General features: G+C 57.4%; 15 protein-coding genes. 7 read left to right on the top strand and 8 right to left on the bottom strand.

The window, feature by feature from the left end:
- Nucleotides 1-252: 252 nt before the first annotated feature.
- Entirely contained in the window at nucleotides 253-1,206 is a 954-nt protein-coding gene (locus B3Z17_RS14070) for a GNAT family N-acetyltransferase (protein WP_286830408.1), read from the bottom strand.
- A gap of 131 nt (nucleotides 1,207-1,337) precedes the next feature.
- Here B3Z17_RS14070 and B3Z17_RS14065 point away from each other — a divergent pair, with 131 nt between their 5' ends.
- Nucleotides 1,338-1,934 (top strand): hypothetical protein, encoded by a 597-nt coding sequence (locus tag B3Z17_RS14065; RefSeq protein WP_286830406.1) that lies wholly within the window; start codon nucleotides 1,338-1,340, stop codon nucleotides 1,932-1,934.
- Nucleotides 1,935-1,970: 36 nt separating this feature from the next.
- Nucleotides 1,971-4,001, top strand: a complete 2,031-nt coding sequence (locus B3Z17_RS14060) for an alpha/beta hydrolase family protein (RefSeq protein ID WP_286830404.1) — start codon at nucleotides 1,971-1,973, stop codon at nucleotides 3,999-4,001.
- Nucleotides 4,002-4,044: 43 nt separating this feature from the next.
- Here B3Z17_RS14060 and B3Z17_RS14055 read toward each other — a convergent pair whose 3' ends face one another.
- The 3 genes from B3Z17_RS14055 to B3Z17_RS14045 all read right to left on the bottom strand — a co-directional run bounded on the left by B3Z17_RS14055 (nucleotide 4,045) and on the right by B3Z17_RS14045 (nucleotide 7,860).
- Complete coding sequence (locus tag B3Z17_RS14055) at nucleotides 4,045-5,097, bottom strand: serine hydrolase domain-containing protein (RefSeq protein WP_286830402.1); 1,053 nt, start codon at nucleotides 5,095-5,097, stop codon at nucleotides 4,045-4,047.
- 67 nt (nucleotides 5,098-5,164) lie between these two features.
- Complete coding sequence (locus B3Z17_RS14050; RefSeq protein WP_286830400.1) at nucleotides 5,165-6,430, bottom strand: amidohydrolase family protein; 1,266 nt, start codon at nucleotides 6,428-6,430, stop codon at nucleotides 5,165-5,167.
- Nucleotides 6,427-7,860, bottom strand: a complete 1,434-nt coding sequence (locus tag B3Z17_RS14045; protein ID WP_286830398.1) for an amidohydrolase — start codon at nucleotides 7,858-7,860, stop codon at nucleotides 6,427-6,429. Before B3Z17_RS14045 ends, B3Z17_RS14050 begins: the two co-directional genes overlap by 4 nt.
- Nucleotides 7,861-8,071: 211 nt before the next feature.
- Between B3Z17_RS14045 and B3Z17_RS14040 the strand changes: the two genes are divergently transcribed.
- Together B3Z17_RS14040 and B3Z17_RS14035 are read left to right on the top strand one after the other, a co-directional pair.
- Nucleotides 8,072-8,773, top strand: a complete 702-nt coding sequence (locus B3Z17_RS14040; protein WP_286830397.1) for a hypothetical protein — start codon at nucleotides 8,072-8,074, stop codon at nucleotides 8,771-8,773.
- 90 nt (nucleotides 8,774-8,863) lie between these two features.
- On the top strand, nucleotides 8,864-9,598 hold the full coding sequence (locus B3Z17_RS14035; protein ID WP_286830396.1) for a hypothetical protein: 735 nt from the start codon (nucleotides 8,864-8,866) through the stop codon (nucleotides 9,596-9,598).
- Between the two features lie 16 nt (nucleotides 9,599-9,614).
- Here the strand turns inward: B3Z17_RS14035 and B3Z17_RS14030 are convergent, their stop codons facing one another.
- Nucleotides 9,615-10,064, bottom strand: coding sequence for a VOC family protein (locus tag B3Z17_RS14030; RefSeq protein WP_286830395.1), 450 nt, complete (start codon nucleotides 10,062-10,064; stop codon nucleotides 9,615-9,617).
- A 128-nt stretch (nucleotides 10,065-10,192) separates the two neighbouring features.
- Between B3Z17_RS14030 and B3Z17_RS14025 the strand changes: the two genes are divergently transcribed.
- The 3 genes from B3Z17_RS14025 to B3Z17_RS14015 all read left to right on the top strand — a co-directional run bounded on the left by B3Z17_RS14025 (nucleotide 10,193) and on the right by B3Z17_RS14015 (nucleotide 12,428).
- Nucleotides 10,193-10,639, top strand: coding sequence for a MarR family winged helix-turn-helix transcriptional regulator (locus B3Z17_RS14025; RefSeq protein ID WP_286830393.1), 447 nt, complete (start codon nucleotides 10,193-10,195; stop codon nucleotides 10,637-10,639).
- An 86-nt stretch (nucleotides 10,640-10,725) separates the two neighbouring features.
- Nucleotides 10,726-11,544, top strand: a complete 819-nt coding sequence (locus B3Z17_RS14020) for a substrate-binding periplasmic protein (protein ID WP_286830391.1) — start codon at nucleotides 10,726-10,728, stop codon at nucleotides 11,542-11,544.
- Between the two features lie 68 nt (nucleotides 11,545-11,612).
- A complete protein-coding gene (locus B3Z17_RS14015; protein WP_068302160.1) occupies nucleotides 11,613-12,428 on the top strand; it encodes a substrate-binding periplasmic protein in 816 nt (271 codons plus the stop codon).
- A 4-nt stretch (nucleotides 12,429-12,432) separates the two neighbouring features.
- Here the strand turns inward: B3Z17_RS14015 and B3Z17_RS14010 are convergent, their stop codons facing one another.
- From B3Z17_RS14010 to B3Z17_RS14000, 3 genes are all read right to left on the bottom strand, one after another.
- Nucleotides 12,433-13,152, bottom strand: coding sequence for a hypothetical protein (locus B3Z17_RS14010; RefSeq protein ID WP_068302158.1), 720 nt, complete (start codon nucleotides 13,150-13,152; stop codon nucleotides 12,433-12,435).
- A 79-nt stretch (nucleotides 13,153-13,231) separates the two neighbouring features.
- Nucleotides 13,232-14,782 carry a peptide MFS transporter gene (locus tag B3Z17_RS14005; RefSeq protein WP_068302155.1) on the bottom strand — a complete coding sequence of 517 codons (1,551 nt, stop codon included), beginning with the start codon at nucleotides 14,780-14,782 and terminating at the stop codon, nucleotides 13,232-13,234.
- Nucleotides 14,783-14,971: 189 nt separating this feature from the next.
- Entirely contained in the window at nucleotides 14,972-15,790 is an 819-nt protein-coding gene (locus tag B3Z17_RS14000) for a hypothetical protein (protein ID WP_286830389.1), read from the bottom strand.
- Between the last annotated feature and the right edge of the window lie 73 nt (nucleotides 15,791-15,863).

Below are 15,863 nucleotides of genomic sequence, written 5' to 3'. Positions count from 1 at the left end.
TCACGCGCCCTTGACCCTCCGCAATTAAGAATAAAAAAGCCGCTCCCGGGAGTACCAGGAGCGGCAGGACGACATGCTTCGACCAAAAACTGGGGGCTAGTAGCCGAAGCGTGCGAGGAACAGGGAAGTCAGCATCTCGACTGCTAGGGGGGAGGAAGGGGTCAAGCCGGGCTGCTGCTTCCCCTTGAATATGGGGGAAGTCGTTCATTTGATCCAACGAATAGAAATGGATTTAGTAATCGTGAAAAGCGATCAATCCAGCCGGTACAGATATTCCTCAACGGCCACGCCGCGGATATCGGAATGATAGCTGTCTTCGCCCACACGTTTGAAGCCACACTTCTCCAGAACCCGGCCTGAAGCGGGGTGATCCTTGGCCACACGGGCACACAGGGCACAGTTTCGTGTGCCCATTTGGTCAAGGAATTCCGCCAATGCTTTAGTGGCAATACCGCCCCCCCAGTGTGCCCTTCCCAGCCAATAGCTGACCTCCGGCACACCGTCCCGTTTGAACATCGCCAGATAACCCGCGACATTGCCTTCCCAAAGAATGGTCTTGATCGTGGCACCGGCAGCCAAAGAATTTTCATGAAACAGCTGATAGGCTTCCACGCTGTCAAAAACGCGGCCACCCGCCGCCTGCCACTGGGCTTCCTTGTCCTGATGCTGCTCAAACAGGATCGGATAGTCACTGGCTGCCGGATCTGCCAGATGCACATCGCCCCTGAGTTCGGTGCGCTGGCTTTCAATGTCGCCCTCGCGCGCCATCGACGTACCCGTTTCAAGGCCCACTTTTACAAAGCCCAGTTTTTCGAGCACCCTGCCGGACGCGGGATTGTCGGTAAAATAGTTGGCGACGATTGGCCCCGCGAGCCGGTCTTCGCGGGCCATGGCCACGATCATCCGTGCCATCCTGGTTGCCAGACCGCGCCCGCGCGCGTTTCGGTGCACGGAATAGCCGATCTCCAACTCGCCATCACGGAAGAAATAGCCACCATTTCCGACATACTGGCCGTCGTCAAAAAAGCCCCGGTCTTTCATCTCGCCTTTGGCTTCGCCCTCAAGGCGCGACGCCATGCGCTCCCGCGCCCAGGCAAGGTCGATCGGATGCGGCACCGTTCCCGCATTGCGCGCCAGGCCAGGGTCGTTGAAAAGATCGAAATAAGCTTCAAGGTCCGCGTCCGTCAGCGGCTTCATCTCAAGCATAGTTTTACTCGCTGTCTTGTGTGTTTGTTTTCTTGGTAACTATGCCAGACTTTCATTAGGCTATGCGTTTCTGTCAACCAGTTGAATGCACGCGCCATCGCGCGATAAAGAAACCGGGAAGGATTTCCGCCATGGTGGCACTGATTGAAGGCAAAAGAATTTTCATTCCTGTGGTGCTGTTGCTGGTAGCCTACATCAGCAGCCAGATTACCGCTGCCGGAAGCTATGTTGACGCGCTACCGGCACTGATGGTCCCAACAGCGCACTTCGGCTTCATCTTTTTCTTTTTTGCCTTCACCGCGTCAAGCCTTGCGCGGCTGGCGCCGGGTGCGGGGCCCCGCTTCCTGATGCGAAACCGGCGCTATATCGGCTTGTCGTTCGCCATCATCCACGGCACGCATGGTGCCATTGTGCTGTCTAACCTGGCGCTGACGGATGCCAGCAGGACGCTGCCCGTGCTGGCCGTTGGCGGCACGGCCTACCTGTTCCTGATCGCCATGACGCTGACGTCATCTGGCGCGGCAGTGCGGCGGTTGGGCGCAAAACGATGGAAACAACTGCATAAGGTTGGCAGCTACTATATCTGGGCTATTTTCTTGGTGACGTCGCTCAATCAGCTTCTTGATCCTGGCCCGCGAACCTGGCTGCCGCTGATGTGCCTTTTGGCGCTGGGGCTGAGGATCGCGGCCCACAGGCAGGGCAAACGCAAACGGGCGACACAAAAATAACATTGGCTGGCAATGCCAGCGGTCAGGGAGGAACTTATGTTGAAACCCGCAATCATTCTGATTGCTGCGCTGGCAGCGACACAGCCGGCTTGGGCCGACAACACCGACAGCAAGCTGTTCAAGGCCGAAGATATTTTCAATCTGGAATATGCCACTGGCCCAGCCCTGTCGCCGGATGGCAGCCGTGTCATCTATGAGCGTCGCAGCAACGACATCATGACGGACCGCACGCGTACCAACGTGTGGATTGTGGATGCGGACGGCACGGGCCATATGCCGCTGATGTCGGGCCGCAAGAATTTCTCCAGCCCTGTGTGGTCACCAGGCGGCGACCGCATCGCATACCTTTCAAACGAGGAAGGCAGCACCCAGCTGTATGTCCTGTGGGTCAAAAGCGGCCGCTCTGCCCTGGTTTCCAACCTGCAGGAAAGCCCACGCAATATCAGCTGGTCGCCCGACGGCAAGCATTTGGCCTTCACCATGATGGTTCCGGCAGACCATACCCCGCTAAAGGTTAAAATGCCCAAGCAGCCGGAAGGCGCCACGTGGGCGGACAAGGTTAAGTATGTTTCAAAAGCGCGGTATCAACGTGACGGTCAGGGCATTCTGGAGCCTGCCTTCAGTCATGTCTTCATCATCCCGGCTGATGGTGGCAGTGCCCGCCAGCTGACGAGCGGCGAGTTCAACCATCGTGGGCCACTGGCCTTCACCCCTGATGGCACGGAAATCCTGTTTTCCGCCAACCGCAATGACGACTGGGAATACCAGCAGCGCGACAGTGACCTGTTCGCTGTAAAGCTGGACGGCACAATCCGCCAGATCACCAGCATGCCGGGGTCAGAGGAAGCGCCCACAGTGTCGCCTGACGACAAGACCATAGCCTTCCTCGCCCGTGACGGCGAAAAGCTGGCCTACCGCAACCGCGAGCTAATGCTGATGCCGCTCGAGGGCGGCGACGCCACAAGCCTGACACCAGACCTTGACCGGTCGGTGGACAAAGCCATCTGGGACGCGCGTGGGCGTGGCCTCTATTTCATGACCGAAAACCGGGGCCTTGCGGAAGTGCACTACACCGACACGCGCGGCAAGCGCCGGATGGTGGCAGACGCGCTGGGCGGCACCTCTATCGGCCGCCCCTACACCAGCGGTGACTTTGACGCGGCGGGCGGCACGGTTGCTTTCACGCGCGGCAGCGGCACCCGCCCCGCTGATATCTTTGCTGTGCGCGGCGGCAAGACCACGCAATTGACGGCCCTGAATGAAGATGCGCTGGGGCACAAGACGCTGGGCGAAACCCATGAGATCATCTACAAGTCATCGATCGACGGCGAGGAAATCCAGGGCTGGTACATAACCCCACCGGGCTTCGACCCGACCAGCAGGAAATACCCGCTGATCCTCGAGATTCACGGCGGGCCGCACCTCTCGTACGGGCCCAATTTTTCCGCTGAAATGCAGCGCTATGCCGCTGAAGGATATGTGGTTTTCTATGATAACCACCGGGGCAGCACCAGCTATGGCGAGCGCTTCGCACTTCTGTTGCAGAACAAATATTCGAGCGAGTTCGACTTTGCCGACCATAACTCAGGCGTCGATGCCATGATCGGCCTCGGCTTCATTGACCCAGACCAGCTCTATATCACCGGCGGGTCCGCGGGCGGCATCGCCAGCGCCTATGCCATTGGCCTGACGGACCGTTTCCGGGCGGCGGCTGTGGCCAAGCCGGTGATCAACTGGATATCGAAGGTACTGACGGCCGATAGCTACCTGGGGCAGATCCCCTACCAGTTCCCCGGTATGCCGTGGGACAATGTGGAGCACTACTGGAAACGCTCGCCGCTTTCCTTGGTGGGCAATGTGACCACGCCAACACTTTTGATCACCGGCGAAGCCGACCGCCGCACGCCGATTTCGGAAACCGAGCAGTTTTATCAGGCGCTGAAGCTTAGGCGCGTTGACACCCTGATGGTACGCGTGCCCGACAGCCCACACGGCATCGCCGGCAGGCCGTCCCGGCTTGTCGCCAAGGTGGAAAACATCCTCGCCTGGTTCGAAAAATACAAATAAGCCAACAATAAAGGCCGGGGAGACCCGGCCTTTTATTTCAGGGCTACATGCCTTCGGTCACAAGTCCGACCATGGCATCGCGCATGGCTTTGAAATGTTTCTGGTGTAGGACCGCGCCAGCAATCGCACGTTTCTGGGACGGCACATAGATCGCCAGCGTGCCCCAGAAGCCTGAATGCTCATAGAAGGTCACACCGTCAACTTCATACACAAAGATGCCAAGCCGGTAAGGGCTCGCATCTGGCAGGCCCTCTTGTGAGAGCATCAGGTCCAGAGTGCCTTCCTTCTTGAACACGTCACCGCCGAACAGCGCAGAGAAGAAGGTCGCCATATCCTCGGTGGTCGACACAAGGCCACCGCCGCCATAATGGTCGAGCGTCGCACTCCAGCCGTGCGTGTCCATGCCCTGGAAATACTGGTGCGCCCGGCGCGCTTCGGCGCCCGTGTTCACCTCAACCAGTTCCCAATAGGTGTTCTTGAGATCAAAGCTGTCGAGCGCCAGATAGCTGCGCACAGCCGCGGCCAGCGACAGGCCGGATTGCTTCTCGATAATATGACCAAGGAGCACATAGCCGGTATCTGAATAGCTGAATTTCTCGCCCGGTTCCCCGAGCGGATCAAGCCAGTCAACGGCGCCTTTCACCTGCTCTTCCCTCGTCCAGTGGTGCGTGGGATCCGCCAGGAGCGTATCGAAGAAGGGCTTGCCGTGGGTATGATCCACCAGGCCGCCGGTGTGGCTCAGGAGATGCTTCACCCTGATGGCTGAAGTGTCATAGCCATCAGACGTCAAAAGCTCATCGAAGCGCGCATCAATATAGTGGTTGATTGGCTGGGTGATATCCAGCTTGCCTTCTTCCACAAGCCTGAGCGCCGTGGCTGCCACGAAGGTTTTGGTGACACTGGCAATCCGCACTGGGGTGGTGTGGTCAAGCTTGTCGCCGGCAAGGTCTATCGTGCCGCCATTATTGTCCAAAACAAAGAAGGAAGCGCTCACGCCGTCACCTGCCGTGGCAGTAAACTGGTCAGCCAAATCTCCCGCCCCGACCGTGGTGGCAGCAACAGCCGCCAGCAGGGCACCAACGAACAATCCTCGCATCCTCGCCTCCTGATGTTCTTATGAAAAAGCCGGGGCAAGACCCCGGCTTTCAAATTCTATCATCTGCCTACTTGTTGTAGGCAGGCGACCGCGTGAGGTCCTTGTAGCGGTCCCTGAGCTTGGTCTGGCGGCTTTCAAGGGCGACCTGTTCGCCGCGAATGAACACCGCGTCGGCGCTGGTCATCAGCTCCAGCGGGTCACCGTTCCAGACAACCACGTCAGCGTCCTTGCCGGCTTCCATAGTGCCGTAGCTTGAAGCCACGCCGAAAATCTCGGCCGGGTTCTTGCTGATGGCATCCACGGCTGCTTCCCACGGCATACCCATGGCAACCGCGATGCCTGCGTTCTGGACCACGAGGCGGCTGTTGTGCGTGTCCGGCGCCATAAAGGCCACCTTCACGCCCGCCGCATGCAAACGGCCCGCTGCCGCGCTGGTGTTCCCCAGCGTGTCGAAGTCTTCCGGCAGGTTGCGGCTTGGGTCCATCACCACTGGAATGCCGGCTGCGGCCAGCTCATCCGCCACCATCCAGGCTTCGGCGCCTGCGGTGATCACCACATTGATGCCGAACCGCTTCTTCAGCTCGATAACATTCAGGATGTCGGCCTTGCGCTCGACTTCCACCAGAAGCGGCACCTCGCCGGTCATGACGCGCTCAAGGGCAATCTTGCCGCTGTCATACTTCGGCTTCTTGTCCTTCTTGTCGTCATCGTCCTTGTCGTCATCGCCGTTCGGGCGCGCGCCTTCAAGGGTGGTGATCACGCTGTCCCACAGGGCTGCGCGGCTGCCGCCGTTCGACCGGGCCGCGCTTTCATCCATATCGATGGAAAGTGAGACATGGTCGGCAACGATCATATCCTCGCCCGCCAGCGCCACCACGGCGCTTTGGCCCCGCCACATGTCTTTGGACGCAGAGAAACCCGTCACCGCACGGGTTACGCCTTCGATACGGGTGATCGGGATCAGGGTGGAAGCCGGGTTGAAGGCATATTTGACCTCAAGGCCCATGCCGTTCTTATGGTCTGACGCACGCGCATCGTTAAGGTTACCGGAAAGCGGCACATCCTGAAGGCCCAGGTTGCTGCCGGATACCATGAAGCCGACCGTGACCCACTTGCCCGAAGCGTCCACCGCGCGGTAGCCCGCCGGCACGTCGCCGCCAGACGTCACGGACTGGATCTTGCCGTCATGGATCAAGACTGTCGCGTTTTCCACCTTGCCGCTGCCGCCGTCTGTGAAGGCTGTACCGCCCGTGATGGCGATGTCTTCAGCATTCACGCCAGCTGTCATCAGGGCCACCAGGGAGGCGCCCATAAGCGATTTGATCATGCTCATTTCACGTCTCCTTCACCAGGTTGGCCAAGCTCGAAATCCATCACCGGCTGGCGGGAAGGATCATGACGGTCAAAGGTGACAGCACCGTCAACGAACGTCATGTCAGCTTTGGTGTAGACACTGAACGGGTCGCCGGACCACAGAACCACGTCTGCGTCCTTGCCCACTTCAAGCGTGCCGGTTTTATCGTCGATGCCCAGCGATTTCGCCGGGTTCAGCGACAGCCACTGCCATGCTTCCGCCTTCGAGATATCAACACCCACACGGCGGCCATCGGCCAGGGCTTTGGCAGCTTCCTGGTTCAGGCGCTGAATGCCGCTGTCACTATCGGAATGAACGATGGCACAGGCACCGGCCTTGTGAACGAACGGAATATTTTCACGGATACCGTCATAGGCTTCCATCTTGAAGCCCCACCAGTCGGCCCACATGCTGGAACACACGCCGTCTTCCGCAAGCTTGTCAGCGATCTTGTAGCTTTCCACCGCGTGGTGGAAACTGGAGATCTTGTAGTTAAATTCCTTCATCACGTCGAGCATGGTGCCCATGTCGTCGGCGCGGTAGCAGTGCATGTGCACAAGAATTTCACCGTTCAATACGCCTGCGAGCGTTTCGAGGTTCAAATCGCGCTTGGGCGGCAGCACATCCTTGCCCGCTTTATAGTCGCGCTCGTATTTGTCCCACGCGCGCTGGTAATCCTGCGCTTCAGCCCAGGCAGCGCGGTAACCGGCCACGTTACCCATGCGGGTGTGTGGGCGGAATTCAGGGCTGTTCTTGCCTTCGCCGTAAACGCGTTTCGGGTTTTCGCCACACGCCATCTTCATGCCGTAAGGAGCGCCCGGGAATTTCATGTCCTGCGCCACGCGGCCCGGCACGTTCTTGAGCGTCACCGACCGGCCGCCCACAAGGTTCGCGGAGCCAGGCAGCAGTTGAAGCGCGGTGATGCCGCCAGCGGCAGCCCGGATATAGCCGGGGTCCTGCGGCCAATTGGAATGCTCAACCCATGCGTCAGCGGTGACCGGCTCACCCACTTCGTTGCCGTCAGAATGCGACCGCACGCCGGGGCTTGGGTATACGCCCAGGTGGCTGTGGGTGTCGATGATACCAGGCGTGACCCAGCGGCCTGTGCCGTCGATCACTTCAGCGCCTTCAGGCGCCTCAAGGTTCTGGCCAACCGCCTTGATATCGCCGCCTTCCAGCAGGATCGAACCGCCGTCAATTCGGCCGCCTTTACCATCCAGGATGGTCACGTTGGTGATCAACGTGGGTTTGCTGGCCAGCGGGGTGTAGCTGCTTGGAAATGGGTCTTTGTTGATCTCGACAAACTCGCCCTGTTCTTCGCCTGGCTGGCAGGCTGCAAGCGCAAGCCCCATGGCAGTGATGGCGAGCCCTGATCGCAGCCATGCGGGCCGCGTCATTGCTTTTTTCATGATTGTTTCTCCCTGTTACCGCCCTATCCCCTGGCGGCGTGTCGCGGGAGCGTATCAAGGCGAATAATCCGAGTCATCAAAAAGCGCTTCAACTTTCGTTGAGATCGACGAGCCGTGCCATAGGTGAGATGAACCGAAGCTGCAACCCGGCGCTGTTTTACCAACACGCGCTGTGGTAGGTTGCGATTCTCTGACACTGAGGAAATTTGGCATGCCCATTCGCCCACTTTTGATCTGCTTTTTCCTGGCCATGATCCCGGCACACGCATGGGCCCAGCCCGCCGACCTGCCAACCCCGGAGGCCTTGTTCCAGGAAGCGGCCCAGGCCATCGGCTGGAAGGGCGACACCAAGGATGTCGGGCGCATTGAAGCCCACGCCCGTGTCAGCGTGGAGGGCCGCACCTATGACACTGTTGTCAACAGCCGCATCAGCACGCCCGTGGGCGGGGATGCCCGCTTCACCATGGTAGGCGAGGACGGTACGGTTACATACGGCGATACAGACGGCACCATCTGGTTCGAAAGCGAGGGCAGCGAACGCCGCACCCTCTCGCCGGCGATGGCCGCTTTCGTGCACGGCCACCAGTTTCACAGGCGGGCCCTGTTCCCGGCAGCCGAATTCAAAACCATCGACCCAGAAGTAACCCTTGAAGAATTCGCTGACGAACTTGCCTTTACCGTCAGCGGCACCACACCTGCAGGCGCCCGGCTGCGCTATTTCTTCAGCCAGCGCAGCAAGCGGATGATCGGCTTCCATCTTGTCGTCGACGAAGAAACCGGGCCACACCCGATGGATTTCACCTTGAAAGACTGGCGCACGTCGGCGGGCGAAAGCCTGTTCTGGCGGGTGGACATCAACGACCGCGGCAAGATTTATGTTTACCGGTTCGACCGAATCCTGATGCTGCCCTGACCCATGCGGTAAATATCACACTAAATCCTTGCCTGCCATCACCGAGGCCGGTACCTTTTGGCCAAACAGGTGAGCATGCAGGGGGTTCATGTGCCAATCATTGTTCTGACAGTTCTCGCGCAACTGATCTGCGCCTATCATGTGGTCAAAACCGGACGGGATAAATATTGGATCTGGCTGATCATTATCGCGCCGGGTATCGGCTGCGCCATCTATCTGATCACCCAGGTACTGCCTGACGCCGGCAACACACGCACCGCCGGCAACCTGAAAAAGGGCGCCGTGAAAATCCTCGATCCGCAAAGGGAACTTCGAGAAGCCCATCATGCCTTCGATATGGTGGAGAGCACAGAAAACCGCTTGCGCCTTGCGGATGCCCTGATGGCCATGGAAAAGTGGGACGAGGCCGCCCCCCATGTGGACACATGCCTCATGGGCGCCCACAAGCATGACCCCCATATTCTGATCCGGCAGGCAAAGATCAGGTTTGAACAGGGCCATCCCGACGAGACTGTCACCATTCTGGACCTGCTGCAGGAAAAGAACCCGGGTTTCAACAGCCAGGACGGGCATCTGCTGTATTCACGCGGGCTCGCGGAATCAGGCCAGGTCGAAGCGGCGCTTGGGTCATATGAAAACCTCATCGGCTATGCCACCGGTGAGGAAGCGCGTGTGCGCTATGGCCTGCTGCTGAAGGCGTCAGGACAGCCCGACGCCGCCAGTCAAATATTTGACGAGGTGGCAGCCCGCCTGCGCCGCGGCACCAGCTATTATCGGAAAAGCCAGAAAAAATGGGCCGCCATCGCAGAGCGTGCCCGGCACTAGGCCGGGCGTGCTGTCGTTAAGACTGGTTTTCGAAGTTAACCATCCAAGGCACCCCGAAACGGTCGACAGCCATTCCGAACCGCTCAGCCCAGAAGGTTTGGGCATAGAGCATGAACACATTACCGCCCTCCGCAAGGGCGTTGAAAATGCGCTCCCCTTCCGCAGCAGACGTTACCTGCAAGGCCACACTGGTGCTGCGTTCCTGGCTGGCCATGCCGGGCGGGCAATCGGACCCCATCAGCACAGCGCCATCGCCAAACACCAGCCGCACATGGGCCAGCCGGTCTGCCACGTCGCCGGCAATCGGCATACCACCACAATTCTCTTCCATTTCCGAGCCCTCTTCCGGCGGCGGCATGTCACCGTATGTGGTGATCATCACGATCTCGCCCCCCAGGACATCCTTGTAAAATTCAAAGGCTTCGCGGCATGTGCCGTCGAAATTAAGGTACGGATTTACCTTCATTCTTATGCTCCTATAGTCTCTTAACTGTCGTGACCCGGCCCTGTGGCGCCGCGCCTTGATCTTGAATATAATCATTTATGTTGATATCAACATATTGACTTTCGTGTTGATATCAACATAATCCATGCATGTCAAAGAAAGATTTTTTGCCCCTTGAGGTGACCCACCATGTACGCGACCATTGCTTGTGCATGCATCTGCAGCGCGCAGCGCGCGCGGTAGCACGCATGTTCGACGATGCGCTCCGTCCCCTGGGGCTCACCAGTGGGCAGTTTTCCATCCTGATGTCGGTCAACAGGCCAGACGGCCCAAAGATTGGCGCGGTAGCCGAACTTCTTGCGATGGACCGAACCACATTGACCGCAAACCTGAAGCCGCTGCAACGGCGGGAGCTGATCAATGTCGATGTTGACCCCGACGACCGGCGTGGCCGCCGCCTGTCGCTGACCGACGCCGGGCGCACCTTGTTGGCACAGGCCTATCCGATATGGGAAGCAACGCACGAAGCCGCGGAAGAACGTCTTGGTGGCTGCAACCCGGATCAGCTGCGGTCCGGACTGGTGTCCCTGTCCTAATGCCCTGCCAGGTCGGTTTATGATCAGGTCGTTCACACATCTTTAAGCCCCTCAGGGTCACACTGCGTGACGAGAGGAGATCAGGATTGACCTGTCGCGCTTTAATCACCGCTGTGATGATGGTGTGGCTGACCGCTTTTGGTCGCCCGGCACATGCTGAAGTTTGCCACAATACCATCACCCTTGGCGCGATCGAATGGCCCCCTTACACCATCTGGGAAGGCGACAGGTTCGCGTCTGGCCTGGACATTGAGCTGATGGCTGCAATTTTCAGCAAGGCAGGGTGCAAACTTCACATCCTCAGGATGCCCTTCAAGCGAGCCCTCAGGGATGTGGAGCTTGGGGTACTCGACGGCATGCCCACCGTATCCTACACCGAAGAAAGGGCTATGTTCGGCTATTATTCCGTGCCTATTCGCAATGAGGTCATTGCCGCATTCGTCAGCGCTTCATTGGCCGAGGACAGGCGCCCCCGGACCTTTGATGATCTCGCGTCCTCCCCGCTCAGGATCGGCGTGGTTTTGGGTGGCTGGTACGGACCGGCGTTTGAGGAGGCCCGCGCCTCCAATGCCGCCTTCAAAGCCAGAGTAAAAACCTTTGAAGATTTCGAAATCCTGTTCAGGGCACTTGAAGCCGGGCTGATTGATGTCGCCGTCAACGACATTGCCGGCGGCCGCTATGTGGCCGAGCGTACCATCGGCAGTGGCAGTGTCCAGCTGCTGCCCTTCGCCGTGCATGTCAATGACGTGCACATCCTGCTTAGCCGCAAGACGCGGACCGAGGCGGAAATCAATGCCATCAGCCAGGCGATTACCACCTTAAAGAAAGACGGCACAATCGACAGGATTACCGAACGCTACCTGCCTGTAGGATTGCTGCAAAAGTTTACGGCCCCTACCCCTTAGGCCATCCAACTTTCTTCGCTAATTCATGCGGAATATGTTATGATTTTCCCTTACTTCGGGGAAAAGCCATGACCAAACATGCTGCACTGTTCCTTGTTGTGAGTATTCTTCTTAGCCTCTCTCTTCCTGCATCTGCCGAAGGTGCGGGATGCACCAAGAAACTGACTATCGCCTTCTTTGACTGGCAGCCCTACCACTATCGGGATGAGAACGGCACGCCCACCGGCCTGGATATTGAGCTGATGCGCGCCACCTTTGGCGCTGCCGGTTGTGAATTCGAGCTGAAGGTAATGCCGTGGAAGCGCACCTTGCTGGCCATCAAATTCGGGACTATCGACGGATCGCTGGGCGCCTCCCGCCTGAGTGAGCGCGAGCAATATGCCTGGTTCAGCCGGCCCTATCGGCGCGAAACCATGGTGATGTTCATGCGCCGCGACGAGTTGGAAAAAAGCAAAGTGATGTCTGTTGCCGACGTGGTTTCAGGCAAGCACAGGATTGGCGTGTTGCTGGGAAGCTGGTACGGCGACGAATTTGCCGCCCTCTATAAAGCTGACCCAAAACTGCGCAAACATATGCTTCAGACGCCCGAATATGAAGTGCTGTTCACCTGGCTTGTCAAGGACCGGGTGGATGTCGTGTTCAATGACCTGTTCAACGGCCTGCACATCCTGAAAGGCATGAATGCGCTGGATCAGGTCGCGGTGCATCCCGTGACGCTGAATGATGACTATATCCATTTCATCTTTTCAAAGCTGACGGTGCCGCGGACAACACTGGAAGCGATTGACGAGGCCATTGCAGCCTTTCAAGGGACGGAGGAATATACGGCGATCCTGCACAAATACGTGCCGCCGGAACAGCTGACATTCATGCCAATGCAGTAACGGCCTAATAGACCCAGAACCTGCCAAGGCCCTGGCGTAGCAGCCACCACCACAGCGACAGGGGGTGGTTTACCTTGCTTGCTGTCCGCTTCGGATTCTGCTTGCTGAGGTGCGGGGTGGCTGATGACGCGTCCGCAAGCCCGAGAAAATCGAAAACCGGTTTGAAATTCTCATGGGCCACATCGCTATAGTCAAGCGTCAGGAAATCCTGACCGGACTGCTCAAGCTTCCTAATGATACTGTCAAACACGCCCGTAACGTCATCATGGAAAGTCAGGAAAGCGTCTCGGTCCAGATCTATTTTGACGTGACCTTTTTTGGCATAGTCAGAACTCCAGGCGCCGGACTGTTTTGCAATTTCAAGGGACAGATACTGATCCAGCGTGTTGCTGCGGCGCAGGATGATTTTCTTCCAGGACGGGTCATCAAGTATCTGGTCCATGATCACTGGCGAATGGTCGGTGAACAGCTTGAACCCATAGACCTTCTTTTCCGGGTACCGCTCAGCATTCCAGGCCATTACCTTTGGCAGGAAGCCCGGAATGTCATTGTCCCGCACTTCGGTGGGACCAGGGAAAACGCCATCCGTAAAAATCTGGTCTGGATGGAAAATTTCATAATCGCAGTGGATGCCCGGATGCCGGGTCAGCGCATTCACAAGCGCATTCGACCCCGTCCGCGCCATGGTCACGATTACAAATTTCTGGCTGTGAAAGTCTGTCATGGCAGATCAGATACACCGGGTTTCATAAAAACGCAAACGGGGCCCGCAGGCCCCGTCAGATATTCGCTCATACAGGCGTCTAGTGAACGCCGTGCATGCCTTTGCGCAGGATCGGCGTCAGCAACAGGATGAAGACACCCACGCCCATGCTGATCAAACCAATGTTGGTATATACCTCCATGGTCGCAATAACGTCTAGCACGGCACCATCACTGCCACCGTGGGCTCCGCTACCTGTCAGGGAGCTGATCCAGCCAGCAACATAGTTGCCCAAGGCAGTAAACAGGAACCAGGTTCCCATCACCATGCCCACGATGCGACTGACGCTAAGCTTGGTCACCATCGACAAGCCAACGGGGCTCAGGCACAACTCTGCAAGAGTCAGTGAGAGGTAAATCAGCACCAACCAGATAAAGCTCTTGCTGTTACCGTCATCAAGGCTCATGCCCCAAGAGAAGACAATATAGCCAAGACCAATCAGCAGCATTGCAATCGCAAACTTGGCGGGCGTGGATGGCTCCCAGCCTTTATTGGCCAGCTTCACCCACATCCAGGCAAAAACTGGCGCAAAGATCACAATAAAGAGTGGGTTCATGGACTGAACCTGTGATGCCTTGACTTCAAAAATACCCAGGATGTCGCGGTTAAACTGCTCGTCTGCCAGAACGGTCAGGCTTGCCGCCTGCTGTTCAAACAGCGCCCAGAACACGCTTTGTACTGCGATCAGGAAGCAGGCCACAGCCAGACGCTGACCTTCAACCTTGGTACATTTGGTGAAGCCGTAAACCAGTATCACCGCCAACATAACGAGGCCGGAAACACCAAGCAACTGACCCACCAGATCCTGGTATTGCATCATGAACCAAGACACGCCAACCAGCGCAATACCAAACAGGTAAATGGCATTTTCCTTGTTGATCGGGCCAACGGCAGACTCTTTCAGTTCTGGCGCGTTTGGCGGATCAGCACGACCATCCAGCAGCTTCTGCCCCCACAGGAACACCAGAAGGCCGAAGAGCATACCAATACCCGCCAGCATGAAGCCATAGCTCCAGCCATAGGTTTCGCCTACATAGCCTACGATGATGGTTGAAAGAACGGAACCAACGTTAATACCCATGTAGAAAATAGTGAAACCACCGTCCCGGCGAGGATCGTTCGGGCCATACAGAGCGCCCACAATGGTGGAGATATTGGCCTTCAGGAAGCCAACACCCGTAATGATCAGCGCAAGCGACAGGAAGAACAGGCTGAGGTAGAACTCATCCCGAACAATGGTTTCGCCTTCCATGTATGCCTGCGGCCCGTGGAAACCCATCAGCCCGTGCCCAAGCACCAAAAGAATTGCACCGTACGTAACCGCTTTTCGACTTCCGAGGTAACGGTCAGCCATATAGCCACCGATAATCGGCATCATGTACACGAGGCCCGCGTACGCGCCGTAGATCATGCTGGCTTTTTCGTTGGTGAATAGATGGTATTTGATTAGATAAAGGACCAAAATGGTGCGCATGCCATAATAGGAAAAGCGCTCCCACATTTCGGTCAGGAAGCAGACAGTCAAGCCAACTGGATGGCCCATAAACTCCCTCTGCTGCGACCCTTCGGTCGATACAACTGTGTCGGACATTTCTACCCCTTTTATATTCTCTTGGGCCGCTGATTGTTGCTCATGCGGCCGCTCCCCATTGTTAGGTTCTGAGCTTTCTCTTGCTGGAAAGCATCGACATTACAAACCACAAATCGGGGTAGGCGGGAAGCAAAATCGGCTCAAATAAGCCATTTTTCTATGGATGTGTCTGGCCGGCGAATGGGAATGTCAGCGTGACAGCGTTGGCAGGAATGCATCCACCACCAACTCAGGCACGCCGTTGTCGACAGCGTGAGCCCTGAGGCTGCCATCCTCGACGGTCTCACGAATCCGCCGATTGAACAGATCCACCAGCGCGGCAGCTTCAGCAGAATTGCGGCAGGTCATGGCGTTGTCATAGTCCAGCACTGAAAAATCCGGGTCGTAAGGCGGGATTTCCACACCCATTTCCGCAAATGTAATCAGAATGTCCGGCATGCTGCCCAGCATGGCGTCGCCCCGCCCCCCAAGAAGGACGCGCACCTTTTCAGGCTCCGAATCTACATTCCAGAAACGGGCACGGACGGTGGTGAAATTATGATTATAATTCTCACCCCTGATCTGGATCAGAAGCTTGCCCTTAAGCGCTTCCATGGTACTGAAAACCGGTTCGCCCGGCCGGGAAAAAACGTAGGTTTTCGACACCAGCACCGGTTGCGACTGGATGAGCTGCGCCGCGTCAACATGCTTCATGGAAACCAGAATGGTCGGTTTGCTGACCGGGTAAGCACAGTCGACATCGCTATAGAGCAAAAGCCGCAAGGCTTTGTCATAGCTGACATATTCGATCTCATACCTGTGCTCATGGCCCTTCAGCACAAACCGGAAAAGATCCACGAACATGCCGGTGCCGTCAGCCTGAATGCTGGGACCCCAAAGTGGCATGATCACCTTCATGGGGCGATTCTCACCACTGTCCTTTGCTTCATTGGCATCGCTGGCCAAGGCGCCCAGGGAAAGCAGGAAAGCAAGACACGGCAGCGTCAAATACTGCTTCAACCGACCCACTTGTTTCGCCAACCTTGTCACGCCTTCTGTAATCCAAACTTGAGGGGCAATGCCCCATTTCTGAAAACCATCC

This window comes from Kordiimonas sp. UBA4487, assembly GCF_002389025.1.
Taxonomy (GTDB): domain Bacteria; phylum Pseudomonadota; class Alphaproteobacteria; order Sphingomonadales; family Kordiimonadaceae; genus Kordiimonas; species Kordiimonas lacus.
Note: the sequence above shows the minus strand (reverse complement) of the source record. Positions and strands in the feature narration are given on the sequence as shown.

Coding starts and splice junctions, on each gene's coding strand:
- B3Z17_RS14070 (WP_286830408.1), bottom strand. CDS start 1,206: ATGCTTGAGATGAAGCCGCTGACGGACGCGGACCTTGAAGCTTATTTC.
- B3Z17_RS14065 (WP_286830406.1), top strand. CDS start 1,338: ATGGTGGCACTGATTGAAGGCAAAAGAATTTTCATTCCTGTGGTGCTG.
- B3Z17_RS14060 (WP_286830404.1), top strand. CDS start 1,971: ATGTTGAAACCCGCAATCATTCTGATTGCTGCGCTGGCAGCGACACAG.
- B3Z17_RS14055 (WP_286830402.1), bottom strand. CDS start 5,097: ATGCGAGGATTGTTCGTTGGTGCCCTGCTGGCGGCTGTTGCTGCCACC.
- B3Z17_RS14050 (WP_286830400.1), bottom strand. CDS start 6,430: ATGAGCATGATCAAATCGCTTATGGGCGCCTCCCTGGTGGCCCTGATG.
- B3Z17_RS14045 (WP_286830398.1), bottom strand. CDS start 7,860: ATGAAAAAAGCAATGACGCGGCCCGCATGGCTGCGATCAGGGCTCGCC.
- B3Z17_RS14040 (WP_286830397.1), top strand. CDS start 8,072: ATGCCCATTCGCCCACTTTTGATCTGCTTTTTCCTGGCCATGATCCCG.
- B3Z17_RS14030 (WP_286830395.1), bottom strand. CDS start 10,064: ATGAAGGTAAATCCGTACCTTAATTTCGACGGCACATGCCGCGAAGCC.
- B3Z17_RS14025 (WP_286830393.1), top strand. CDS start 10,193: ATGTCAAAGAAAGATTTTTTGCCCCTTGAGGTGACCCACCATGTACGC.
- B3Z17_RS14015 (WP_068302160.1), top strand. CDS start 11,613: ATGACCAAACATGCTGCACTGTTCCTTGTTGTGAGTATTCTTCTTAGC.
- B3Z17_RS14010 (WP_068302158.1), bottom strand. CDS start 13,152: ATGACAGACTTTCACAGCCAGAAATTTGTAATCGTGACCATGGCGCGG.
- B3Z17_RS14005 (WP_068302155.1), bottom strand. CDS start 14,782: ATGTCCGACACAGTTGTATCGACCGAAGGGTCGCAGCAGAGGGAGTTT.